Annotated in this window: 22 protein-coding genes; 16 read left to right on the top strand and 6 right to left on the bottom strand. The window is 47.1% G+C overall.

The features are described 5' to 3' along the window. Positions 1 to 3: 3 nt before the first annotated feature. The 4 genes from AC6RGY_RS13395 (at position 4) to AC6RGY_RS13380 (ending at position 5186) form a co-directional block, all read left to right on the top strand. Positions 4 to 1098: an efflux RND transporter periplasmic adaptor subunit gene (locus tag AC6RGY_RS13395; protein ID WP_499863708.1), complete on the top strand. Its 1095-nt coding sequence runs from the start codon at positions 4 to 6 to the stop codon at positions 1096 to 1098. After that, positions 1095 to 1817, top strand: coding sequence for an ABC transporter ATP-binding protein (locus AC6RGY_RS13390; protein WP_499863705.1), 723 nt, complete (start codon positions 1095 to 1097; stop codon positions 1815 to 1817). The genes AC6RGY_RS13395 and AC6RGY_RS13390 overlap by 4 nt, the downstream gene beginning before the upstream one ends. Further along, positions 1814 to 3010, top strand: coding sequence for an ABC transporter permease (locus tag AC6RGY_RS13385; RefSeq protein ID WP_499863704.1), 1197 nt, complete (start codon positions 1814 to 1816; stop codon positions 3008 to 3010). The genes AC6RGY_RS13390 and AC6RGY_RS13385 overlap by 4 nt, the downstream gene beginning before the upstream one ends. 187 nt (positions 3011 to 3197) lie before the next feature. Beyond that, positions 3198 to 5186: a HAMP domain-containing protein gene (locus AC6RGY_RS13380; protein ID WP_499863702.1), complete on the top strand. Its 1989-nt coding sequence runs from the start codon at positions 3198 to 3200 to the stop codon at positions 5184 to 5186. Between the two features lie 100 nt (positions 5187 to 5286). Here AC6RGY_RS13380 and AC6RGY_RS13375 read toward each other — a convergent pair whose 3' ends face one another. Next, entirely contained in the window at positions 5287 to 6888 is a 1602-nt protein-coding gene (locus AC6RGY_RS13375; protein ID WP_499863700.1) for an NTTRR-F1 domain, read from the bottom strand. A gap of 231 nt (positions 6889 to 7119) precedes the next feature. Here AC6RGY_RS13375 and AC6RGY_RS13370 point away from each other — a divergent pair, with 231 nt between their 5' ends. Continuing rightward, positions 7120 to 8169, top strand: coding sequence for a site-2 protease family protein (locus AC6RGY_RS13370; RefSeq protein ID WP_499863698.1), 1050 nt, complete (start codon positions 7120 to 7122; stop codon positions 8167 to 8169). Positions 8170 to 8388: 219 nt separating this feature from the next. Then, complete coding sequence (locus AC6RGY_RS13365; RefSeq protein ID WP_499863696.1) at positions 8389 to 8904, top strand: GNAT family N-acetyltransferase; 516 nt, start codon at positions 8389 to 8391, stop codon at positions 8902 to 8904. A gap of 131 nt (positions 8905 to 9035) precedes the next feature. On the opposite strand, the gene AC6RGY_RS13360 is transcribed toward AC6RGY_RS13365, so the two are convergent. The 4 genes from AC6RGY_RS13360 to AC6RGY_RS13345 form a co-directional block, all read right to left on the bottom strand. Further along, positions 9036 to 9857 carry an ABC transporter permease gene (locus tag AC6RGY_RS13360; RefSeq protein WP_499863694.1) on the bottom strand — a complete coding sequence of 274 codons (822 nt, stop codon included), beginning with the start codon at positions 9855 to 9857 and terminating at the stop codon, positions 9036 to 9038. Further along, the gene (locus AC6RGY_RS13355; RefSeq protein WP_499863692.1) at positions 9844 to 10740 is read right to left on the bottom strand and encodes an ABC transporter ATP-binding protein; all 897 of its coding nucleotides are present in this window, start codon (positions 10738 to 10740) and stop codon (positions 9844 to 9846) included. Before AC6RGY_RS13355 ends, AC6RGY_RS13360 begins: the two co-directional genes overlap by 14 nt. 18 nt (positions 10741 to 10758) lie before the next feature. After that, complete coding sequence (locus AC6RGY_RS13350; protein WP_499863690.1) at positions 10759 to 10965, bottom strand: hypothetical protein; 207 nt, start codon at positions 10963 to 10965, stop codon at positions 10759 to 10761. A gap of 149 nt (positions 10966 to 11114) precedes the next feature. Further along, the gene (locus AC6RGY_RS13345; RefSeq protein ID WP_499863688.1) at positions 11115 to 11321 is read right to left on the bottom strand and encodes a hypothetical protein; all 207 of its coding nucleotides are present in this window, start codon (positions 11319 to 11321) and stop codon (positions 11115 to 11117) included. Positions 11322 to 11594: 273 nt separating this feature from the next. On the opposite strand from AC6RGY_RS13345, the gene AC6RGY_RS13340 reads away from it, so the two are divergent. The 8 genes from AC6RGY_RS13340 (at position 11595) to AC6RGY_RS13305 (ending at position 19890) form a co-directional block, all read left to right on the top strand. Then, positions 11595 to 12659 carry a hypothetical protein gene (locus tag AC6RGY_RS13340; protein ID WP_499863687.1) on the top strand — a complete coding sequence of 355 codons (1065 nt, stop codon included), beginning with the start codon at positions 11595 to 11597 and terminating at the stop codon, positions 12657 to 12659. Positions 12660 to 12907: 248 nt separating this feature from the next. After that, positions 12908 to 13582, top strand: coding sequence for an HAD family hydrolase (locus AC6RGY_RS13335; RefSeq protein ID WP_499863685.1), 675 nt, complete (start codon positions 12908 to 12910; stop codon positions 13580 to 13582). 65 nt (positions 13583 to 13647) lie between these two features. Next, the gene (locus AC6RGY_RS13330; RefSeq protein ID WP_499863683.1) at positions 13648 to 14337 is read left to right on the top strand and encodes an MgtC/SapB family protein; all 690 of its coding nucleotides are present in this window, start codon (positions 13648 to 13650) and stop codon (positions 14335 to 14337) included. A 141-nt stretch (positions 14338 to 14478) separates the two neighbouring features. Continuing rightward, on the top strand, positions 14479 to 14949 hold the full coding sequence (locus tag AC6RGY_RS13325) for a CtsR family transcriptional regulator (RefSeq protein WP_499863681.1): 471 nt from the start codon (positions 14479 to 14481) through the stop codon (positions 14947 to 14949). A 5-nt stretch (positions 14950 to 14954) separates the two neighbouring features. After that, positions 14955 to 15482, top strand: a complete 528-nt coding sequence (mcsA, locus tag AC6RGY_RS13320; RefSeq protein WP_499863679.1) for a protein-arginine kinase activator protein McsA — start codon at positions 14955 to 14957, stop codon at positions 15480 to 15482. Positions 15483 to 15494: 12 nt separating this feature from the next. After that, positions 15495 to 16568 carry a protein-arginine kinase McsB gene (gene mcsB, locus AC6RGY_RS13315; protein WP_499863677.1) on the top strand — a complete coding sequence of 358 codons (1074 nt, stop codon included), beginning with the start codon at positions 15495 to 15497 and terminating at the stop codon, positions 16566 to 16568. Between the two features lie 23 nt (positions 16569 to 16591). Then, positions 16592 to 19048, top strand: a complete 2457-nt coding sequence (locus tag AC6RGY_RS13310; protein ID WP_499863675.1) for an ATP-dependent Clp protease ATP-binding subunit — start codon at positions 16592 to 16594, stop codon at positions 19046 to 19048. Between the two features lie 323 nt (positions 19049 to 19371). Beyond that, on the top strand, positions 19372 to 19890 hold the full coding sequence (locus AC6RGY_RS13305) for a MarR family winged helix-turn-helix transcriptional regulator (protein ID WP_499863674.1): 519 nt from the start codon (positions 19372 to 19374) through the stop codon (positions 19888 to 19890). Between the two features lie 462 nt (positions 19891 to 20352). On the opposite strand, the gene AC6RGY_RS13300 is transcribed toward AC6RGY_RS13305, so the two are convergent. After that, positions 20353 to 21219, bottom strand: a complete 867-nt coding sequence (locus tag AC6RGY_RS13300) for a glycine betaine ABC transporter substrate-binding protein (RefSeq protein ID WP_499863671.1) — start codon at positions 21217 to 21219, stop codon at positions 20353 to 20355. 648 nt (positions 21220 to 21867) lie between these two features. Here AC6RGY_RS13300 and AC6RGY_RS13295 point away from each other — a divergent pair. Together AC6RGY_RS13295 and AC6RGY_RS13290 are read left to right on the top strand one after the other, a co-directional pair. Then, on the top strand, positions 21868 to 23088 hold the full coding sequence (locus AC6RGY_RS13295; RefSeq protein WP_499863905.1) for a quaternary amine ABC transporter ATP-binding protein: 1221 nt from the start codon (positions 21868 to 21870) through the stop codon (positions 23086 to 23088). Further along, a complete protein-coding gene (locus AC6RGY_RS13290; protein WP_499863903.1) occupies positions 23081 to 23920 on the top strand; it encodes an ABC transporter permease in 840 nt (279 codons plus the stop codon). Before AC6RGY_RS13295 ends, AC6RGY_RS13290 begins: the two co-directional genes overlap by 8 nt. The last annotated feature ends 36 nt before the right edge of the window (positions 23921 to 23956 follow it).

The following is a 23956-nucleotide window of genomic DNA, read 5'->3' as shown; positions in this document are numbered from 1 at the left end:
ACGATGAAAAATAAGAAGATATGGATCGGAATCGGCATTGTTCTTGCTATCTCGGTGATGGTTTTGCTGACTGTGATGAAGCAGCAAGGGAACAAGGTGGGTGAAGTGACGACCACCAAATTAGAGAAAATGAAAATGAATGAAACCATTATGGCTTCTGGTACCCTGGCGTCAGATAAACAACAAACAATTTATCTACAACCAGAGCTGGGAAGCGTGAAGCAGATTGACGTGAAAGCGGGAGACGAGATTGAAGAAGGGGCGACATTGGTCCAATACGAAAACTCTTCTCTCGAAGCCGAGAGGCAACAAGCCGAATTGAACTTGGAGCGGGTCAAGATCCATCGTTCCAATCTCTATTCCCAATTGAAAGAGATCGAAGAGCAATCGGAAGAAGAGGCAGCAGCAGCTGGTGCCATGGGACAAAGTGAAGAGCAGATCCGGCGTGAAATTCGTCTGGCCGAAGTAGAAGTGAAGCAAGGAGAAGAGCAACTACAGCAGGCGAAAAATCTACAAGCCAAGCTTACGGTAAAAAGTGAACAAGCAGGAACAGTCGTCTCTGTCTCATCCATAGCAGAGGCGACCAATGCCGGTGCACCGCTTGTCATCATTGCCAATTTGGAGAGCCTGAAAGTAGAGGCTGACGTGTCGGAGTTGGAAGCGATCAAGGTAAAGGAAAAGCAACGCGCTACCATTCAATCGGATGCACTTCCTGAGGAAGAGTGGAGTGGTAAGGTAGCGACAGTTGGTCTGACACCGGAAAAGAAAGCAGAGGCATCAGGAGAAAGTCAGGTGGAATACCCTGTTGAAGTGAAATTGGATGAGCCCGTTCCGGCAAAGCTGGGCTCCCGTCTGATTGTGGAGATTCAAACTGCTGAAACAGAGGTAGACAGCTTACCAGAGTCGGCTATCTTGGAACGAAATGAACAGCAAGTCGTGTTTGTAGTGGAAGGGAAGAAGGCCGTCAAAAAGAAGGTAGAGACGGGTTTATCCCACGAAGGAAAGGTTGAGATCGTAAGCGGGATTAGCGCGGACGATAACGTGATCGAAACACCACCGGAGGACCTGGAGACAGGAATGGAAGTGACCGTTCAATGATTGTATTGTCCGATATTTATAAGAGCTACCATACAGGAAAGTTAGATGTTCCCGTCCTTTCCTCCATTAGCTTGACGATAACCTCGGGTGAGTATGTGGCCATTATGGGTCCCTCTGGCTCGGGGAAATCCACTTTGATGAATATCATTGGTTGTCTCGATCGGGCGAGTGAAGGGAGCTATTATTTGGATGGGAAAGATATTTCTACGGCGGAAGAGCCGGATTTAGCCAAGATCCGCAATGAAGAGATCGGTTTCGTCTTCCAGCAGTTTCAACTCCTGCCCCGCATGAATGCAATGCAAAATGTGGCGCTTCCCCTCATCTATGCTGGAGTTTCTAAGAAAGAGCGGGAGAAGCGGGCACAAGCGGCCTTAACGCGTGTCGGTTTGGAAGATCGAATGGACCACCGGCCGATGGAATTGTCAGGAGGGCAACAACAGCGGGTGGCCATTGCACGAGCGTTAGTTAACCAGCCTTTACTCCTGTTGGCGGATGAACCGACAGGGGCTCTTGATACGGCTTCTGGAGCGATGGTGATGGACTTATTTGATGATCTTCATCGAGAAGGACGTACCGTTGTTTTGATTACACACGAACGGGAAGTTGCGGAACGCGCCCACCGGCAAATTATCTTACGCGATGGTGAGATTGTAGAGGATACCGGTTATACAGGAGAGCAACAACCGGTACAGCAGTGGAAAGGCGGGGGGAGCCAATGAATATCTGGGAAAGTGTGAAGATGGCCTTTGACTCCATCCGTTCGCATAAGATGCGCTCCATTTTAACCATGCTTGGCATTGTCATCGGGGTAGCGTCCGTGATTGTCATCGTGGCGATTGGGCAGGGCGGTGAAGCGCAGCTGACAGAAAGCTTTGCCGGTGAAGGGAATACCCTGACTGTTCAACCCTCACAAGAAGTATATATGGAGAATAACGGGTCCGTTCCTCTCGGTTTTATCACAGAACAGGATATTCGGGAGCTAAAGCAAATCGAAGGAGTTGATAATGCTTACACTTCGGTTTCCTCGATCTCCACCATAACGTACCAAGAAAAGAAAGTGCCTGGGACTTCGGTCTTTGGGATAAGCAGCAATCAGGTGCTGGATATGTATCGCGTGAAGGCTGCCGAAGGGCGCTCATTTCGAAGTAGCGAATATAGAAGCAGTCACGCTGGAGCCCTGATTAGTGCGAAGGCAAAGAAAGAGCTCTTTGAAGAAGAGGAAGCAGTGGGTGCGATTATCCGCGTCGATAATGAACCAATCAAGGTGATTGGCATATTGGAAGAGCCAGAAGGCTTATTTGCTTCCTTCCAGATGGAAGAAATCTATCTTACCCAGACGACTTGGGAGAATGTCTTCGGCAAGTCTGAGATATCGCAAGTGACGCTACAAGTATCCGAAGCCAAAGAGATGGAACGGGTAGGTGAGGAAGCGATCTCCCTTCTGGATCGCAACCACAACACGGAAGATGATTATACGGTGTTTAACCTGGAACAACTGACAGAAGGCATCAGCAAGGTGACCAATATCATGACCTTGGTGATTGGAAGTATTGGAGGCATCTCTCTCTTTGTGGGCGGGATTGGTGTGATGAATATTATGCTCGTGTCGGTGACTGAACGGACACGTGAGATTGGCATACGGATGTCGCTGGGGGCGACAAGAGCCAATATTATGGTACAGTTTCTCATCGAATCGATTAGTTTGTGCCTGATCGGAGGCATCATCGGTCTTTCGGTGGGAGCGTTGCTGGCTCAGTTGGTCTCCCTGTTGTCGCCCTTATCTACGGCGATCTCGATGCCTGTCGCCATAGGAAGTGTACTCTTCTCGATGCTGTTTGGTGTTATATTCGGCTTATTACCGGCCAATAAGGCATCACGCATGGATCCGATAGAGTGCTTACGCTATGATTAAAGAAGGAAATTCTTCCTTTATACGAGAAACTGGAGGACATCTCTCAACGACGAGGGATGTCTTTTTGTGTTTGCCTTGAAGCGAGTGGTCTTTCTGTTAAAAGGAAGCCATAGGATTTTAGAGAGGCGGGCATTTTTTATTCTATTATATTGCGGGATGAAGCGAAGAAGAGGAGGGGGAGGAGAAAATGAGACGGTTGGGGATGTGGACAGCGGGACCCGTTCAGGTGTGGGTAGAAGGCCTTTCTCCTTTTCTCATCTATTCTTTTCTCTCCTATATCTGGTCCCCTGCTACCTATTTGCAACTGGGCTGGTACGGCATAATGGGTGTGATCATTTTGCTATGGACCTTTAGCTGGCCCGCTTATCGCCTCCGTCTGAATGAAAAAGGATGGCGAGTAGGTCTTCGTCATTGGATTTTCTTCCTCTTTTTCTATCTACTGACGATTGCTCTGGCCTTATTATTTACTTATAAGGACCATATGGAGTATCTCGTCACTTTTCCCTATTTACTGAACTGGCTAGAGGGGCACCACCGATTTGTGTGGCTCCTCTTTTTACTTGGTTGTCTTTCTATGATGGGGTTGATGCGATTAGGGTGTTGGGGATGGTTCTATTTAAGAAAATGGCACACGCGTCGTCTTCATCGAAAACTCGCTTTGGCCTCGAAGCTGATGTTACTCTCTTTCTTATGCTTATGTACGTGGGGAAGTTGGGGGTATTGGATGCTTCATCAGTTTCCTCGTCATCTTCACGGAGTAATGGAAGGAGAAAAGGTGGCTGAACAGAGCGTTTCTTTGCTTATGAATACCAACAAGGAGGAAAGCGTAGACGCCCTTGCCGTCTGGATAGAAAGAGCTGAGGTGATCGGAATGGAAGGGGACCCACTGGGAAGGTGGTTTTCCGAGTGGGAGCAGGCGTCGGTGTGGGCATTATATGATGAGCAGGGAGAGTTGCTCGTCCAAACCAATGATGAGTTATGGGATGGAGAGGATGTGGAAGCTTTTGTCGGGAAAACCCTACTTGAAAAACGAACGTTGTCAGAGGAACAGGCGGAAGGTGAACGTCGTCAGTACCTTGTGTCCGTTCCCGTTATAGATGAAGAGGAGAAAGTGATTGGAGTGGTGATGCAACAGCGGCAATTACGCCCCGAAGTAGATGTCTTCCTCATTTTTAGTGCCGCCGCTTCGTTGCTTGTTCTTACTCTTCTCACTATCGTAGGAGGTGGGGTATTATCGCTTCCGCTAACAGCTCTCTTTGCTTCACTTTATGCTCAAGCAGGGAAAGTCCGTTTTTCCTCCATCGATTGGGCTTTGGCCCTTTGGACACGAGGGGATCTAGCTTATCGTCTGGAAGAGCAAGGAGAAGATGAATGGGGAGAGTGGGAGAGAAAGTTGAATCACTTGATTGATTCATGGGAGCAGACACAAGCTCAATTTCAGCGGGAGATCAAACAAGTGGAGGAAAATCTGATTGCTCATCAAGAGAAGCTAGACACTGTGAGATCTGAGCTTGTCGCCTTGGTTCCTTCCCTGCCAACATCATGGAGAAGGGGAAGTGGGCAGTTCGTATCGCTAAGAGAGAGTAGCAAAGAAGAAGTGGAGCAAAAATGGATCACCTTGCTGGGTTTGATTGAAAGAATGGATCGCTTTCTATTACAGAAGCAACGGGATACTGGGGAAAAAGAAGAGGAAACCATCCTAGGAAACAATCTTATCTGGCTGTTCGATTGTGTAGAGGAAGTATACGAACAGCTACGCTCGTTTACCTGGAAAGAAAAACAAGTCCAACTAGAGATGGAAATGGGATTTGAACAATCACTCATTCTGCTAGAGCGGGAGACTTTTCTCTCTCTGATGTGTGATCTTGTTCAGGAGGCGTCTTTGCAGGTTGGAAGAGGTGGAAGGGTGCGCTTGATAGCAAAAAAAATAGAAGAAAAGATGTGTTTGACGATTGCTTGTGAAGGAGGTAGGCAAGGGGAAGAGAGGAGTGAAGAAGAGGAGGGGAGGTATGGGGAGAGAGAGTCATCTGATGAAACGCTTATAGAGGCCCTTTATGGAGAGAATAGCAACGTCGCGTCGTTGAATAGATGGATGCACAGGTGGGGAGGAGAAATGCGGGTAGAATGGAGAGAAGAGACGTGGCAATCTCTTCACCTCTGGTTTCCCATCGCATGACCTTATGAAAGGGGAAGAAAAACGGAAGAGGCTACTGGTCCAATCCAATAGCCTTGCTTGGTGTGCAAGTAGAAAATATGCTCGGGGGCTCCAGTTGCCTCTAAGTGGAGGGAGTGATGGCGATCTGTTTTGCTCCTGGGGCATGAAAGCGTTCCAATATGGTATCTGTGGGTGTATAGAGAACGGATACACCAGATGAGTCAACGACATAACCATAGAGCCCGGTGGGTGTAAGGGCAATATCCAACAAGGGATGTTCAAATGCGAGCGTGTAGAGCACAGTTTGCTGGGTCATGCAAATAACGGAGACCGACTGATCACCATGAAGGACATAAACCTTCCGGCTATCGGGTGTTTCGATGAACGTGAGCGGGTCGGAGCCGATCGTTATTTCAGCATGGCTACTTTGGTCTTGGGCACCTAGTATAACGAATAGGCCAACATCCTCTTCCGGCTTTTTACATAGGGCGTATACCCACTCTCCGTTATGTGATGTGGCTAGCTGAGTCAAGTTGGATAGAAGGATGCGGTTGGTGAGGGTATACCGGTCCAAATCAATGAACCCGACTGCATGGTGGGCATCAACATCTGTTATTGCAACACAGAGCTGCTTCCCGTCAGGAGAAATCGCCATCTGGGTCGCTCCTGCATGGATTTCGATATGACGAGTCACTTCATGATTGGTTGTTGAAACAATAGCCAGTCGATCGTCACTTGGATCCACGACATAGATTTCTGGTCGGTTAGGAGAGGCCAAAAGTGCTTGTGGATGAGAATCCAATCCTTCTCGAATGGTATGGGTAACGGTATGCGAGGTTGTCTCCACAACGGAGATACTGCCATCGAGTAGATTAGCGACATAAAGTGTCTCTCCATCTGGCGAGAGAGAGAGGGCGACAGGGGTTTGTTCTACTTGAATGCTTGTCTCCACTTGACTCGTCGGAAGGTGGATAACCGCTACTTGGTTGGTTGCTGTAATGAAATAGGCATAGGAGCCGTCAGCAGAAAAGACAGGTCTTCCTTGTACTTCGCCCACAGAGAGATAGTTAAACACACGGTTTATCAAGGTGAGTGCATGAAGCAACGTGTGCTGGGATGTAGGAAGAAGAATGGATTGGAATGGGTTGAAAGAGAGAGCGTCCACCTTAAAAGATGGTGTAGTGATAGAAACTTCCGTTGCTTGTACTAGATCGAGTGAATCCCCTGATGACATCTCTTTATAGCAGAGCAGTTGCACATCGTCGACAATGACTCCAGCAGTCATTCCGTCTGGATGCGGGATTTTCTTGATTGTCAACTTGCCAGAGACGGCTGATGGGGGAACAGGAGCAGCTATTTGATGAATGGATTTAAATGCACCTGTTGTTCCATCTGGAAGACCCCCCTTGTCGATGTTCACTTTTAAACCTTCTTCTACTAGTTGTCCCGTAGCGTCAAGATAGGATAGGGTGATTTCGACTGGGGGTGAGATTTGTATATTACTACTAGCAAGAGATAGATAGAAGTGATAGCTTTCTCCTATCTCAACGGAAACAGGTTGTTCGATATAAGAGGCGGTCCGTCCGCCGAAGAGAATGGTACTGAAAGATCCGGTCACGTTGGGTGCAGGAGTAGAGAGAAGGGAAGCATTCTGTCCCTCCCAGGGAGTGAATGAACCGTCCTCAAAGCCTCCGTTCACAACTAAATTAATCCATTGAGCCATCGACTCACCTCCTCTTCTATAAGGAATATGCTGATCAAGCAATCTTTAAGATAAAAAAGAGGATGTTTTTCATATTTATAGATTATACATTTTTTTCTATCTCTTGATGAAACCCGTTGAGTAGAATGGAAGTGGAGTCGATGGTGGTCTCAGACTCTCTTCGCTGTTGCTTGAAAAACCTTGTGGTTGGGAATAAGATGGATAGAAAGTGAGCAGAAAGGGGTGGAATGTTTGGCTGGATCGTCAGATGAAAATGGGAAAAGTGGTCTTGGTCGGTGGAAATTAGGGACATATGGCGGGACGGCACTTAGTATGCTCTTATCCGTGATGGCATTTTCTCTCCTTCTTCCGTGGGTTTACGCATTTGGGCTTGTCATGATGATTTTTATTCATGAAATGGGGCACGTGTGGGCGGCGCGTATGCGGGGAATTCCAGTGTCTGCGCCCGCTTTCATTCCTTTTTTAGGGGCGCTGATCATGATGCGAGAGGAGCCAAGTGATGCCGAAGAAGAAGCATTTGTCGCTCTTGGAGGTCCCCTTATAGGGAGTGTGGGAGCGGTATTCTGCTTTCTATTTGCCTGGGGAACAGGGATTGAAGCTTTATATACGATAGCGGTGATTGGTTTCTGGATCAACCTATTTAACTTACTCCCTATTCATCCGTTAGATGGTGGGAGAATCGTCGTTGCGATATCGCGTTGGCTTTGGGTGGTGGGCATGGTAGGAGGATTGCTACTCATTCTGTTCACATGGAGCTGGGTATTGCTACTCGTCTGGTTCTTTTTTGCCTTTCAATTTTACCGAGCGTACTTTCGTAAGCCGGTAGTGGAACGTCCCTTTGAAACAGAGATTGAAGTAAACGAACGTAAATTCACAGACATCGGGGTTCCGATCCCAGGAGAAAAGCATGAGCGTGAGTTGTCTCTTCGGCAGTATTGTACCGTCGAAGGGAAAGAGACTTACTTGGAGATTCATTATCCTGGTGTGGGCGAGATCCATACAGCAAAGAATCGGAAAGGTGTGTTTCGATCTGTTCGTCTGATGGGAACCCGGCGTCAGGAGGATGGCGGACATACAGGGAAAATAAAAATGCGCATCAAAGGTACATACTCCCCGGCAACAGGGGAAGGTGGATTGAAACGTGAAGATGCCTATTATCGAGTAGGTGCGTGGATTCGTATTCTCTATGCAGCGGTTTATGTAGGTTTGGCTGCTTTCCTGATTTTCATGATCCTTTTCGTTAGTCAATTTGCTGTGATGAGTCCCTTTGTGGTCAGCTGACGGAAGATAAATTCATTGAGAAGCGAGTAGGGAAATGTATCATCAGTAGAGAACGACCGTAAGTAAGAAAGGACTACCACTTCAATCATATCGTCCGTGGATCGTGTTTCGTCACTCTTTGTAGGCCAGATGCATATATGGTAGGGAAAGAACCCATACTTTATGCTGCATTTCAGTTATACCGGTAAGTGACCAATGGGCGGAGAGGAGACCAACAGATTGAAACAGACGAACACGAAAGTGGTAGTTATCCCGCAGGAGCGTTTATCTCGAATTCGGCCAGCAATCATACGTTTTATGAAGAAATATGGGGAAGGGAAAATTACGTATAAAGCCCTTCGGTGGTTTCGTGATTTATCCCCGCAAGAGTGGGGAGAAGGTTCGTGGGTGGGCGTTGCCCTCGACGAGCGCACCCTGGTGGGAGTTCTAATCTTTGGACGGTACGGCCTGGATGAGACCATGGTTGCTGTTCATCCGGAATATCGTGTGCAAGGAATTGCTGAGGAGCTACTTGAACTCGCCATGCAGCAAATGGGGAAAGTATATGGACGTGTGGCTTGTGATAATACAGCGAGCCTGAAGCTTTGCTTTTCCTGTGGGTTACAAGCATTTCAGCTGATCAAGGGACCAACCGGTAAGCCGACATTATGGCTGGGTGGTGGAGAGTGGAATCCAGAGGATGTAGAGAAAGGCTCTGTTTCCAATCCAGTCCGCTCTGCACAAAGGAATACCTAACACCAAATGCCGTGTGTAAACGTGAGGGAAAAGCAGGGGAAGGCCACCTCATAAGGCGTGTTTGTTCAATGAAGAAAGGAGTGAGCCGTCATACTGCTCACTCCATTATGGTGCTATTCCTTTACTTTTCCTTACCCATTTCTTTTTAATTTTCCTGTCCGCATGGCATATCGCTCTGCATGGGCGAAAATCCAGAGTCCGACAGGGATTAATATGATTCCGATTACCAGCAATTTAATGAGGCTGGGCAATACTTGGGCCAACGTAGCTCCGTCTAACAATGTGGCTCGCGCTCCCTCCAGCGCATACGTTCCAGGCGAAGCATAGGCCAATGGATGAAGCCATTCCGGCAACACTTCCACAGGGTAATAAATACCCGAAACCAGCATGATGACCCCCTGGATAATATGCGTTCCCTGAGCTCCCTTCTCAGGTGAGAGCAAAGGGAGAACGGAAGCGATGATTCCGAGTCCCATAAAGGCGGGACTTCCTACAAACAGCACGACGACCGAGCGGAGTAATGAGGCAGTATCTATCGATAGATCAAAGAAGAGTGCGACCACCAACAAGACGATTACCGTGCGTAAGATGCCATATAAAACGGCAAATAGGCACATTCCGAACAAGTGTGTGACGCGATGAATAGGGGCCATAAAGGTGTATTCGATCGTACCTTCCCAGCGCTCCCATGTAATGGAGTTGGACACTTCCTCAAAGAGAACGGACATAAACCCCCAGAAAAGCGCACCAATGACCAAGTAGAGAACAAATTGATTCTGATCGGCGGCGCTAACTTGACCCGTTAGTCCAATAAGTCCAATCGTAAGCGTATTGATGACAGTATAGAAAAGAAAGACCATCTCCCAAGCCCAGTAGCGGCGAATCAGTCCGAAGCTTCGTTCTACAAAGGCATACATAGCAGAAAAGGCAAACATTGCTCTAATCGCGTTCATGCTGTCCCTCCTCCCAGTCGACACCGGTTAGTTGGAAGAAAACTTCTTCTAACGAATCGGTGCCCACTTGTTGTTTTAGTCCAATAGGTGTATCCAGGGCGACAATGACGCCTTTATCAATGATCGCAATACGGTCGCACAGTCGCTCTGCTTCTTCCATGTCATGTGTCGTTAGTAACATGGTCGCATCGTGTGTCTTCTTCACTTCTTGCACAAAGCGTTGCACTTCACGCTTTGAAGTGGGGTCGAGACCGGTCGTTGGTTCATCTAATAGAACCAAGGTTGGGGCGGTCATCAAAGCACGTGCAATCGCTACTTTTTGCTGCATCCCGCGTGAGTGTGTCTCGAGGGGAGAGTAAATCTTGTTGTGAGGGATCCCCAGCCGTTGTAGAATTTCCAGCGCTTTTTCCTGCCCGCTTGCCACGGGCAGGCCATACAGACGCGCGGCATAACGCAAATTTTCCATTGCAGATAGCTTTTTAAAGAAAGAAGCCTCCACAGAAACACGGTTGATCCACTGACGAATCTCTGTGGCATGTTCGACTACGTCTTTGTCAAAAATCGTGATCTTTCCGCTATCCGGAAGAAGCAACGTAGAGAGCAAGCGAATCAAGGTGGACTTGCCTGAGCCGTTCTGGCCGAGAAGACCAAAAATCTCTCCGCGATGAATGGAGAAGGAAACATGATCGACCGCGTGGACCCACTTTTGTTTACCGCGATAGAGATTGCGCCACGTTCGACTTCCCTCTTCATACTCTACAAACTTCTTCGAAACCGCATCACAGCAGATGGCTATGGGTGCCGGCTGTTGTTTCTCTGCAAGGTTTTTCTCTTCCGTAGGTGTTGCTATTTGGACTGGGGATACCTGTACGGCTTTAGACAATCCAATCACACCTTTCTCTTAGATTGATTTCGCTTTCTTCTTTACAAGAATGAAGGGGCCGATGGAAAGACCATTGACCGTTTCGGATTGCTCTGCCTGTTGTAGTTCCCCGCATATTCGATGAAAGAGAGCGGGGCGCCACACTTTAGCAGAAGTGATTTCATGAGCGAGATCTTTTTGACGTTCTTTGGCTAAGCGTTCATGTGCATACCAGTTAAATTCCATTTGTAATTCCTCCTTAAAATTAGAAAAAGCTACGGGTTCTGTCTTGAACCGGTAGCTTTGATAAAAATGCCAATTGAGAGGCATAAAAAAGCCACAGGTTGCTTATAGGCAACCTGTGGCTGATGAAGATACGTCAGAAAAGACGCAACTTAAGCCCGTAGAGGTCGCCGATGAGATGGCAGACGGATCCCGTTCGTAAGCATGGCAATAGCTTGTCGAGCAGACAGACGGATCCCGTCCGTGAGCATGGCAATAGCCTGTCGAGCAGACAGAGAGACCCCATCCATGAGCATGGCAATACCCTGTCGAACAGACAGAGAGATTCCGCTGTTGGATTGCGTAATTCGTTGTTTCATCATCGACGACCTCCTTTCCTCAATTGGAATGATTATGAATCCTTTACACTATAACTCGGAAAGATAAAGAAGTCAACGCCTTTTTTGAAAAAAGGAGAAATGAATGAAATCTGTGCATTTATCTAAGAAAGGAATCGCTGTAGAGAAGGAATTTTTACCGGAGTGAGCGATGCATCTGGATAGGGATCATGATATGATTAGAAAAGAGAATAGTAGAACCTTTTTAAAATGAGCGGTTCCGCCCGATTAGGGTAGGATAGATAGGAGGCAAGCATGAGCCAAAACGATACCCAGACAGAGAAATGGAATCAGGACGGTTCGGAAGCAGAGATCCAGTTTGAAACGGGAGAAGATCCGGAAGAAGAGCTGACGGCAAGCTTTCATCAAGAAACCGGTAGTCTCCAATTTATACATGAACAGGAAACGAAAGAAGAACCTGTAACTGAAGCTGTAACAGATGAGGGGCAGCCGGTGTTGGAGGAGGTACAACCAGCCAAGGCAAAGGATCAGCCAGCTCAAGAGACGGCTCATGATGAAAAGAAGGAAGCGAAAAAGCCAACTTCTACGTTTCAAACAGAGACAGAATGGGTAAAACCAGAAGAACAGAAAACGAGACGTAGCGAGCAACGAATCGAAAAAGAAACAGAAAAACCGCGTCGTCATCGCAAGTTGGCTACACAGCGCTTGAAAGAGATTGAAGCAGAGCGACTGTGGCGTGATAAGCGCATGAAGCAAAATCGGCAGTATGTGATTGAAGAATTGCCTCCTGAGTTAAAGGAACGAATTCAGGATATTACGGAAGAGAAGAAAGAAACCTTTAACACCTTTGTGTTGAAGGCGTTGGAAGAAGCATGCATGAAAGATGAGTTGGAGAAGGTCCGTGAGCGGGGCTTGTCTGAAGGAGAAGATGCTCTCCTCATTCAAGATCCAGAGCAGGGTCAGCTCCGTTGTTTCCCAGCTGACTTCTTTACCCCGCAAGAGCTAGAAGATTTATCCTTCATTGAAGGGAAATACTATGCGAAGCGATGGGCAAAGACGGAGCAGGGTTGGCAACAAATCAACAAGGGATATTTTGAAGCACTAGATGATCAAGATCCTCCGTATATTCAAATAGTAGATAATCAGACGGTAGGAGAATGGGCTGTTTATCCCTTTGGTTTCTTCGAAGATGGTTGGAGATGGGGGATTTATGACTACTACGTTGTGATCGAAGTAGTCGGACGCGAAGATAGTAAAGAAGGCTTGTTATTAGACGTATATGTCAACAATGAATTGATTGATTCCGTACGTAAGACGCAAGCGGTTCATGAGATCATCGTTCGTCATTACCAAATGTAAAGCGTGAGCAAAAATCCCTAATTATACAAGCATCCGTCGGAGACTACTCCGACGGGTTTTTTCGTGAAAGAAGTGGGGAGCATGCCACGGAAGTTATCCACAAAAACTGTGGATAACCGTTGTGGATAACTTCTCTCCGTAGGATAAAATGACAAGAATGATGTGGGATTGGGAAGTCTATCTGAGGAATCATCATGGGCTTCGTAACGGCGTATATAAAATATAGATGTAAGAGGAGTCGATGGAGGATGAAACAACGGCAGGCGATTATATTTGATATGGATGGAACCCTTTTTCAGACAGAGACGGTGGCCGTCCCTGCTTTTCGTCGCATGTTTGCTCGCTTGCAAGAGGCGGGTTTGATCGGAGAGACGCAGTGGAGCGCCCGCGAAATTGAATCGGTTTTTGGCATGACTACCGCTCAAATCTGGGAACGCTTATTGCCACAAGCAGAAGAGGATGTACGAAAACGAGCGGACAAGTGGCTTTTAGAAGAGGAATTGAAGCTGATCGAAGCAGGTGAAGGATCGCTTTATCCGAATGTAAAGGAAACAGTAAAAGCGCTGGCTTCGCTTGGTTGGCCCCTGTTTATCGCTAGCAATGGCATTCGCCCTTATGTAGAAGCGATTGTTCAGCATTATGGTCTCGATCCTTATATAAAAGGGATTTACACCGCAGGTGACCATGATGTCAAAGATAAGGCGGAACTTGTCCAGCAATTACTGCAGGAGCACTCACTAAATGGAGGTTATATGATCGGTGATCGCCACTCGGATGTAGAAGCAGGCAAAGCCAATCAGCTAACTGTCATCGGTTGTCAATATGAGGGCTATCCTTACTTTGGCGAGTCGAGGGAGCTAGAAGAGGCTGATCAGGTGATGAGACACTTCTCTAGCCTTTTGTCTTTGGTGTCTGACGAGTGAACGAGCGTGGTCAATAATCAGGTGGGCGCACATATGAAACATGGAGAAAAAGGAGGTGAGATCCATTGAGCGCAATATGGATGATATCGACCGTGGAGATGGCTTGGCGCCTCATATTGGCTGCGGTGTTAGGCGGTGCGATCGGTTGGCAACGAGAACATAATAATCACCCGGCTGGTCTGCGCACCCATATGCTCGTCAGCTTGGGGGCGGCGCTAATTATGCTCTTATCCATTTATGGCTTTAGTGATTTTATGAACGAAGACCAAGTGCAATTTGATCCTGCTCGGATTGCAGCGCAAGTCGTTAGTGGAATTGGTTTCTTAGGGGCTGGGACCATTATGCGTCATGGCGTGACCGTGAGTGGCTTGACGACCGCCGCCTCGTTATGGGTGGTTGCGGGTATTGGTCTGGCGATTGGTGCCGGGTTCTTATGGGGAGCGGTGATTACCACGGTTCTCTCCTTACTCAGTCTCGAATTTCTCAATAAAGCAGAGCACTTATGGATGCGTGATCAACGATTGCACATCCTGCGCATACGTGTGGCGAGCCGTCCGGGTGTATTAAAGGAGCTCTCTAGCTTCCTTGAAGAAAATGAAGTCAATATTCGTAAGGTCAAAGTGGCAGAGGAGACACGACAAGGAAATATTGATGTTACGTTTACGCTTCGTTTGACAAGTGGAGAGACCACTATGATTGACCTGATGGAAGAAGCACGTCTGGTTGATGGGGTTATCCGTGTTTATTCGGAATAAACGTTGCTACAATGAATGAAACCAGCCTTTATGCGAAAAAATAATAGGAAAATAGGCTCCCCCCTCTTGCATTTTTAGCAAGGGGGGGTATAATGGAGTTAAAGGTCAAAGATAGTCAAAGTCAATTTAGGAGGTTGTCCCATGTCGAGTATCTCAGACATCATTGAACGTCACCTCCTACAGATATTGCGTGATAGTAACGAAGGAACGATAGAGATTAAACGAAGTGAGCTCGCGGAGTTTTTTCAATGTGTTCCGTCCCAGATCAACTATGTCATCTCCACACGGTTTACCGTCGAAAAAGGTTATTTGGTTGAGAGCAAGCGAGGTGGGGGTGGTTACATCCGCATTCGCAGAGCCCAGATATCTTGTGATCAAGCTTTGTTTGATGTACTGATGCGTCATATTGGTGCCAGTAGCAATCAGGCCAAGGCGATGGCAGTGATCGAGCGGTTGGTGCAAGAGGGATGGATGAAGGAACGAGAGGCACTTTTGATGAAGAATATGGTATCACGCCATGTACTGGAGCTTCCCATTCCTGTACGAGATCAAATTCGTGCACGCATGTTGCGAGCAATGGTGATAGCCTTGTTCACTGAGAAAGGAGAGTGACGGTGATGCAATGCACACAGTGCGGCGAACGGCCGGCAACCCTTCACTATACGAAGATTATTAACGGAGAGAAGACGGAGTATCATCTCTGTGAAAGCTGTGCGGAAGAGAAAGGAGAACAGATTCCGGGAATGGAATCCGGTTTTTCGATCCACCATCTCATGTCGGGACTCTTAAACTTGGACGTAAATGGATCAAGTGGGCAGCCGGGACTTGTCGGTCGAGATCAATCCGTACGTTGCCCTTCTTGTGGCATGACGTATCATCAATTTAGCAAAGTGGGTCGGTTCGGCTGTAGTGATTGCTATCAAGCGTTTGGGAAGCAATTGCCTCCGCTTTTTCGCCGTATCCACGGTCATACCACTCATCGCGGAAAAGTACCAGAGCGCGCGGGGGGTAGGCTGAAAGTTCGGCGTGAGATGGAGCAATTAAAGCAGAAGATGGAGGAAGCCGTGCGCGAGGAAGAGTTTGAACAAGCGGCGGGAATCCGGGATCAAATACGCACATTGCAAGAGAAATTGGATGATGAATGAGGAGGGAGTTGGATGTCATTCCAACGTTTCATCGATGAAGCCGTGAGTGAATGGATGCGTGGCAAGGGCCCCAAGTCGGATATTGTCATCTCTAGTCGGGTGCGCATTGCACGCAACCTTGAAGGCTATCCGTTCCCCCTATTAGCTACCAAGGAACAGGCAGAGGATGTACTTAATTCTATTGAAAAGACGATGGCAGATACGGAGGAAGAGCTCCCGTTTCAACAGCACGAATTTATTCGCTTGGAGAGTTTAAGCGAACTGGAAAAAAGGGTATTGGTAGAGAAACACCTGATAAGCCCTCATCTCGCTGAAGAGTCGCATCACGGTGGTGTGGTTTTGAGTGGGGATGAAGCGGTTAGTATGATGATTAATGAAGAGGATCATCTACGCATTCAGTGTTTGTTTCCTGGCTTTCAGTTAAATCAAGCGTGGGAACTGGCCGATAAAATCGACAATTGGTTTGAGAAGCGGGTTACCTATGCTTTTGATGAAAAGAGTGGATACCTGACCAGTTGCCCAACCAATGTGGGTACGGGTGTCCGAATATCTGTCATGTTGCACTTGCCAGCATTGGCATTAACGCAACAATTGGCTCGCCTCTTGCAAGCGGCGAATCAAGTAGGGTTAGCCGTGCGCGGGATCTATGGCGAGGGTAGCGAAGCAGTCGGCAATCTTTATCAGGTGTCCAACCAAGTCACGCTGGGTCACACCGAAGAGGAGATTATCGAGAAGCTACAAGGGGTCGTCAATCAGATGATTGAACACGAACAGCGGGCGCGTCGGAAGTTGATGGAAGCAAGGCCGGTACAGTTAGAGGATCGTGTTTATCGTTCGTACGGTACATTGCAATATGCCCGTGTGATAGATTCCAAGGAAGCGATGCAGCGACTATCTGATATCCGGCTGGGGATTGACCTCGGTTTAATCTCTCATCTAGCGGGAACCATAATGAATGAGCTCATGGTGATGACGCAACCCGGATTTTTGCAACAGCATGCCGGTGAGTCGCTGGATCCGGAAGAACGGGATATTAGACGTGCGATGATTATTCGTGAACGTTTGACTTTAGCCAATCATAGATAAAAAATAAGTGAGGTGTTGGATCCATGATGTTTGGTCGATTTACCGAACGTGCACAAAAAGTGTTGGCGTTGGCACAAGAAGAGGCCGCTCGCCTAGGGCATAGCAATATTGGTACAGAACATATCTTATTGGGTCTAGTCCGAGAGGGAGAAGGCATTGCGGCTAAAGCGATCGTCAATCTTGGTTTGGGATTGGAAAAGATACAGAATGAAGTGGAATCACTAATCGGTCGTGGGCAAGGTGAACCGAGTAACATTGCCTATACACCACGAGCTAAAAAAGTGATCGAGCTATCGATGGATGAGGCGCGTAAATTGGGACATACGTATGTGGGTACAGAGCATCTATTGCTCGGCCTCATCCGTGAGGGCGAAGGAGTAGCTGCCCGTGTCCTCAACAACTTAGGTGTTAGCTTAAATAAGGCGCGGCAACAAGTGTTGCAGCTCCTCGGTAATAGTGAAGCAGTGGCTGGCAATCATCAAGGGGCGGGGACGAATGCGAACACCCCCACCTTGGATAGCTTGGCACGTGATCTGACTGTTGTTGCGAAAGAGGGCAATTTGGACCCGGTGATTGGACGCAGTAAAGAGATTGAACGGGTTGTGCAAGTACTCTCCCGCCGGACAAAGAACAATCCTGTCTTGATCGGCGAACCGGGAGTGGGGAAAACGGCGATTGCTGAAGGATTGGCGCAACGAATTGTGGATGGGGAAATTCCTGAAACGCTCCGTGGAAAACGCGTGATGACCCTTGACATGGGAACGGTTGTCGCAGGCACCAAGTATCGTGGAGAATTTGAAGATCGCCTGAAGAAAGTGATGGATGAAATTCGTCAAGCGGGCAATATCATTCTCTTTATCGATGAGTTGCACACACTGATCGGAGCAGGGGGAGCAGAGGGTGCCATCGATGCATCCAATATCTTGAAGCCGGCTCTGGCGCGTGGAGATCTGCAATGTGTGGGTGCGACGACGTTGGATGAATACCGGAAGCATATTGAGAAAGACGCCGCTTTGGAACGTCGTTTCCAACCGATTACGGTAGATGAACCGACACCGGACGAAGCGGTACAGATATTGGAAGGATTGCGTGATCGCTACGAAGCTCACCATCGGGTGAAAATCACAGACGAAGCGATTCAGCAATCCGTCAAGCTGGCTGACCGTTATATCACGGATCGTTTCCTACCCGATAAGGCGATTGACCTGGTGGATGAAGCCGGTTCCCGTGTACGCCTTCGTTCGTTTACGGTCCCACCAGATCTCAAAGAATTGGAGCAACAGCTGGAAGGCGTGAAGAAAGAAAAAGATGCTGCTGTACAGAGCCAAGAGTTTGAGAAGGCAGCTTCTCTACGTGACAAAGAACAAAAGTTGCGTGAAGAACTAGAAACCACTCATAATCAGTGGAAAGAAGATCAAGGGAAGACCGACTCCGAAGTGACCGCGGAGGATATAGCGGAAGTGGTTGCCAGCTGGACGGGAATTCCTGTGCGTAAACTAGCAGAGGAAGAGTCGGAGCGTCTCTTAAAGTTGGAAGAAGTGTTGCATGATCGAGTGATCGGGCAAGATGAAGCAGTGAAGAGCGTTTCCCGTGCGGTACGTCGTGCCCGTGCTGGTTTGAAAGATCCCAAACGTCCGATCGGTTCCTTTATCTTCCTCGGACCAACCGGTGTAGGGAAAACCGAGTTGGCGCGTGCTTTAGCCAATTCGCTCTTCGGCGACGATGACGCCATGATTCGGATTGATATGTCGGAGTATATGGAAAAGCATGCCACGAGTCGCTTGGTGGGTGCTCCTCCAGGATACGTGGGTTATGAAGAAGGAGGGCAACTGACGGAGAAAGTTAGGCGCAAACCTTATTCCGTCGTTCTGCTAGATGAAGTGGAAAAAGCCCATCCAGAAGTGTTTAATGTGCTACTGCAAGTGTTGGAAGATGGTCGCTTGACGGATGGAAAAGGGCGCGTGGTTGACTTCCGTAACACCGTTATCATCATGACCTCTAACGTTGGTGCCAACATGATCAAAAGCAATAAGCAACTTGGCTTTACGACCAGCCAGAGTAACGACTATGAAAATATGAAGTCACGGGTGATGGAAGAATTGAAGCGCTCCTTCCGTCCGGAATTTCTAAACCGTATTGACGATGTGATTGTCTTCCATTCCTTAGAGGAAACCCATCTACAAGAGATCGTCTCGCTTATGGCTGATGAGCTACGCAAACGTCTACGCGAACAGGATATCGACTTTATCTTATCGGATGAGGCGAAGAAGCACCTGGCCAAAGTTGGTTTCGACCCAACTTATGGTGCAAGACCATTACGCCGCGCTATCCAGAAGCATATTGAAGATAACTTGTCTGAAGAGTTGTTGCGTGGGAACATTAAGCACGGTGACACAGTGCATATCGATCTAGAAGGTGATGGCCTTGTCGTGAATCCAGTCAAGAAAAAGACAACCAAAGAGAGTCAGACAACGAAGTAATTGACCGGAAAACATCGAAACCTCCCGTATACGGGAGGTTTTTCTCTGATGTTATTCTGTGACAATAAGGAGCAAAAAGCATGCGATGTTAAGGGTCAAAACGGCTTCAGGTAATCGTATGAATCATAGTAATTGGAGGAAGAGTAGGGGAGGTATCCCTCTGCTTCTTTTCCTTAGATTTTTAGCTTAGACAACTCAGGCGATGCTGGATGATTGATAGGGTGTTATGGTTAGCTAACATCCTTCCTTCTTCTTGACAGGAGAGATCGAGGGGGATACACTTATCTTTAATTAAAGATAAATAAGCAATGAAGGTGCTGTCTATGAATAGAAAGAGTAAGCAGGAAGAGCAGTATAAAAAAGGGGTTGTAAGTGAGGAAGATTTGGTAGAAAGCGAGTTGGCTGGTTATGAAGAAGGTGAGCTCGCTTTAAAACTTTTTGTCGTACTTTTTCGCTCACAACGTGCGATTGCACAAAAAGTGGCGGAAAATGTGCATTCGCAGAACTTTAATATGACAGAGTTTGCTGTATTGGAACTTCTCTATCATAAGGGAGACCAGCCGATTCAAAAGATTGGTGAGCAAATTCTTATCTCCAGTGGGACCATGACGTATGTAGTAGATAAATTAGAGAAAAAAGGCTTATTAGAGCGTAACGCTTGTCCAGAGGACCGACGCGTCACGTATGCTACAATTACAGACAGAGGAAGAGAAGTGATGCAAGAAGTCTTTCCTCAACACCAAGCCCTGATTGAAAAGATATTTGCAGAGCTGTCAATAGAAGAAAAAAAGACCCTAATGACCCTTCTTAAAAATATTGGCTACCAAGCAGAGCGTAGCTAAACTTTTTTACTCTTAGAAGTAGTCGTGTGTTGGCAATGGCCGTGTCACTTTTGTTTGATCGAAAGTATGGATAATTCACAGGCAATTTTGGTATTCTGTATGTAGGACGCAAAACGGCGAGTGCTGGACACACTCACCGTTGTTACTGAGAAATTACATGGACACAGAGTGGCGCAATGCCGAACCCATCAGGGTACCACGAAAAGTAATCTACCCCTTAAGGTGTGCTAGACCAGGGCGGATAGATTACTTTTTTCGTATGTTGAGCACAAATTCGGCTACTTTGACAATTTTCTTTCATAATAGATCATAGCGGTATCCATGTTACTGTTTATGGATGGACTTACTCTTGTATACTAACTGGTTTGCTACAATAAACGCCCCTCGCTAAGAGACGAGGGGCGTTGTCGTACAGAGTCGACTTAGATGTTTCATTACAGATGAGTGGAATCTAAGCGGGCACTATTCTTTCCAGCTGTTAATGAGGTCTTGGTTTTCATCGATCCATTTTTGTGCGCCCTCTTCAGGGGAGCTGTCTTCGATGTATTTCATCAATGTTCCAAGTTGATCATCGTTCATTTTCCATTTTTGGAACATGTTATATACATCTTTTTGCTCTTCATCAAAACCGGTACGTGCTAGGAAGAAGATGTTATCCGGTTCGCCGTAAACCCCTTTGGGATCTTCGAGGTACTTGATATCGTATTCGGAGAAAGCCCAGTGTGGATTCCACATGGTAATGGCGATTGGTTCTTCACTTTCATAGGCTTTACTAAACTCGGCCATCATGGCAGGCTCAGAAGAGGTGACGAGATCCAAATCTAGGTCATACTCTTTAAGCATGGTTCCCGAAATATCCATCAAGCTGGTTCCTGCTTCGATTCCGATGATTTCACTATCAATATCGCCTTTTGCTTTAGAAAGATCTTCTAGCGAATTGACATCTTCCATGTATTTCGGAACAGCAATGCCAAGCCCCGTTCCCTCATACCAAGCTTCTCCTTTAATCACGTCATCCTTATATTTTTCATAAAACGGCTTGTCAGTGAAAGGAAGCCACGCTTCCGGGGCAATGTCCAGATCGCCTTCTGCTACTCCAGACCAAACAGCTGCTTTCTCCAGTTCCTTCAATTCGACTTCATAGCCTTCATCTTCAAGAACAATTTTCCACATATTGGAGACAGCGACGTTTTCCGCCCAGTTGTTAATTCCAAATGTAAGTTTTCCTTTGTCTCCCGTTGTTTCTCCGCCACCTTCTTGTCCACATCCAGCCAAGAGTAGGCTGAGAGAGAGAATGGCAGTTAAAACGAGCATGATTGACTTCCGCATGGTTGGTGATTCCTCCTTCGAAATATCGTTCATGTGTCTAAGTAGTCTTTAAGATCCTTGCTGGCAATAGCCAATGGTGTAGAAAGATAACTATGGCTACAGCTAGAAAAGGTATGTTTCGGGCATTCAGTTTCCAAGGATAACATATGTCAGTTAATCTGACGAGAGCAAGGAGTAGTGTGGTGCTTGGCAAAACGAATACGAAAGAAGTGCTCCTATGAGCTTCAAGTGTAGTTTGCTAGGGGAGGAGAGCGATTATTCCTCACACAGATAATTACCAATATTTTATGTACCAATGAGGGTGCTCATATGAGTCAGTGCATGTGTGGGGAATGGCTCAATGTGAAGCCATTCCTGTAATCAAGAGGGGCAAACAGATATGCGTTTATTTCTTTTTGGCACCTGCCGATCATTAGGCAAAGGCTGGGTAAGTTTTAGGAGGCGAAGAATCTATGTTATGATGACAAAAAGACTTCCTTCTAATAGTTTATGGAATGGAAGCCTTTTTTGTTTGGCTAATACGGAACATTATGGGGATCCTATAAGCGTATTCAGGGTCTTTCTATTTGCATAAGCAATCGTTACATATTGTATTCTGAAATGAAGTATTGCTGGAAGCAGAAATAAAATGTTACGAGAAGAGTGGTGATGACCGTGAGTGGGAATGTCAAGATCCGTGTGGAAAAAGCGACGAAGATCTTTGGCAAAAGACCGAAAAAAGGACTGAAGCAACTCAACGAAGGAAAGACGAAAGCAGAAATATTGAAAGAGACCGGTATGACGGTTGGGGTCAACCAAGCCGATTTCGAAGTGCAGACGGGAGAAATTTTCGTCATTATGGGATTGTCAGGAAGCGGAAAGTCAACCTTGGTTCGTTTACTTAATCGTTTGATTGAACCGACAGCGGGTCATGTCTATGTGGATGGAGAAGATATTGTCCGCATGGAGCCAGCAGCACTACGTGAGGTGCGTCGGAAGAAAATGAGTATGGTTTTTCAGCGATTTGCCCTTTTTCCTCATCGTACCGTACTGGATAATGCAGCCTATGGCTTGGAGATCCAAGGTGTGGACAAAGAGGAAAGAGAGAAGAAGGCAAATCAATCTCTAGAATTGGTTGGACTAAACGGTTATGAAAAGAGCTATCCGGGAGAGCTAAGTGGCGGGATGCAGCAGCGGGTAGGATTGGCGCGAGCGCTGGCCAATGATCCCGATGTTCTATTGATGGATGAAGCGTTTAGTGCCTTGGATCCTTTGATTCGTAAGGATATGCAGGATGAGTTATTGGAATTGCAGGAACGGATGCACAAAACGATTGTCTTTATTACGCATGATTTGGACGAAGCCCTGCGGATTGGTGATCGGATTGCTTTGATGAAAGACGGAGCGATTGTACAGGTGGGGACACCAGAGGAGATTATGACCAACCCTGCTAATGACTATGTGGAGCGCTTTGTGGAAGACGTTAATCTAGCTAAAGTAATTACTGCAGAGTCCGTCATGGTGCGTCCAGAAACTATACAGATGGATCGGGGACCACGAGTGGCGTTGAAATTGATGCGGGACACCGGATTTTCAACCTTGTATGTGGTGGATAAAGGGAAAAGGTTCATAGGCGTGATTACCGCTGACGATGTCAATGTGGCCATTTCTGAGGAGAAATCATTGTTGGATATTGCGATAAAAGATTTGGAGACGTCCAAGTTGGATACCGTCCTGGAAGATATGTTTGATCAGATGGCGGGTGCACGCTTTCCGTTGCCACTGGTTGATGAAGAAGGTCGTTTGAAGGGGATAGTAAAAAGAGAAAGTGTCATTGATGCCCTCGCAGGCAATTCGTTTAATGAGGAGGGAGTAAGCCATGATGGATAATCTCCCGCGCATTCCGTTAGGCGACTGGGTGGATGAGGCGGTTACTTGGATTGAAGAGAGCTTTGAGGGATTTTTTGAGCTCATCAGTAAAGGGATTGAAGGGTTTGTAGACGGGATTGTATTTTCGTTAACAAGCATTCCTGAGCTAGTGCTGATTCTTATTATCACAGCGCTTGCCTATTGGAGTAGCCGTAAATGGGGAATTACGCTGTTCACTTTGATTGGGTTGGCGTTTATTTGGAATTTAGGGTACATGGAGCAGACGATTGATACATTGGCACTCGTCTTGACCTCCGTAATTATCTCCATTATCTTGGGTGTGCCTCTTGGAGTTTGGGCCTCACAAAGCTCGCGCGTATCGAGTGTGATTACCCCGATATTGGACTTTATGCAGACCATGCCGGCCTTTGTTTACTTAATTCCGTCCATTCTCTTCTTTGGGATTGGGGTAGTTCCGGGGATTATCTCCTCTGTCATCTTTGCGATGCCACCTACCATACGCTTAACCAACCTCGGAATTCGACAAGTACCTGAAGACTTAGTGGAAGCGGCCAATGCATTTGGCTCTACTACTGGACAAAAACTGTTTAAGGTAGAAATCCCACTTGCAACGGGCACGATCATGGCGGGGATTAACCAAAGCATCATGTTGGCACTCTCCATGGTCGTAATCGCCTCCTTGGTGGGAGCTCCTGGGCTAGGTGTAGAGGTTTATCGAGCAGTCACACGGATCGAGGTAGGCTCAGGATTTGAAGCAGGGTTGGCAATTGTTATTCTAGCAATCATCCTGGATCGAATTACCCAGAACCTAAAACCCTCACGTACAAAGTAACAGTGGACATATCTAAGAGCGTATCTGTGGCAATGA

This window comes from Mechercharimyces mesophilus, from assembly GCF_059818345.1.
The sequence above is the reverse complement of the archived record's forward strand: the minus strand, read 5'-3'. Positions and strand labels throughout refer to the sequence as shown.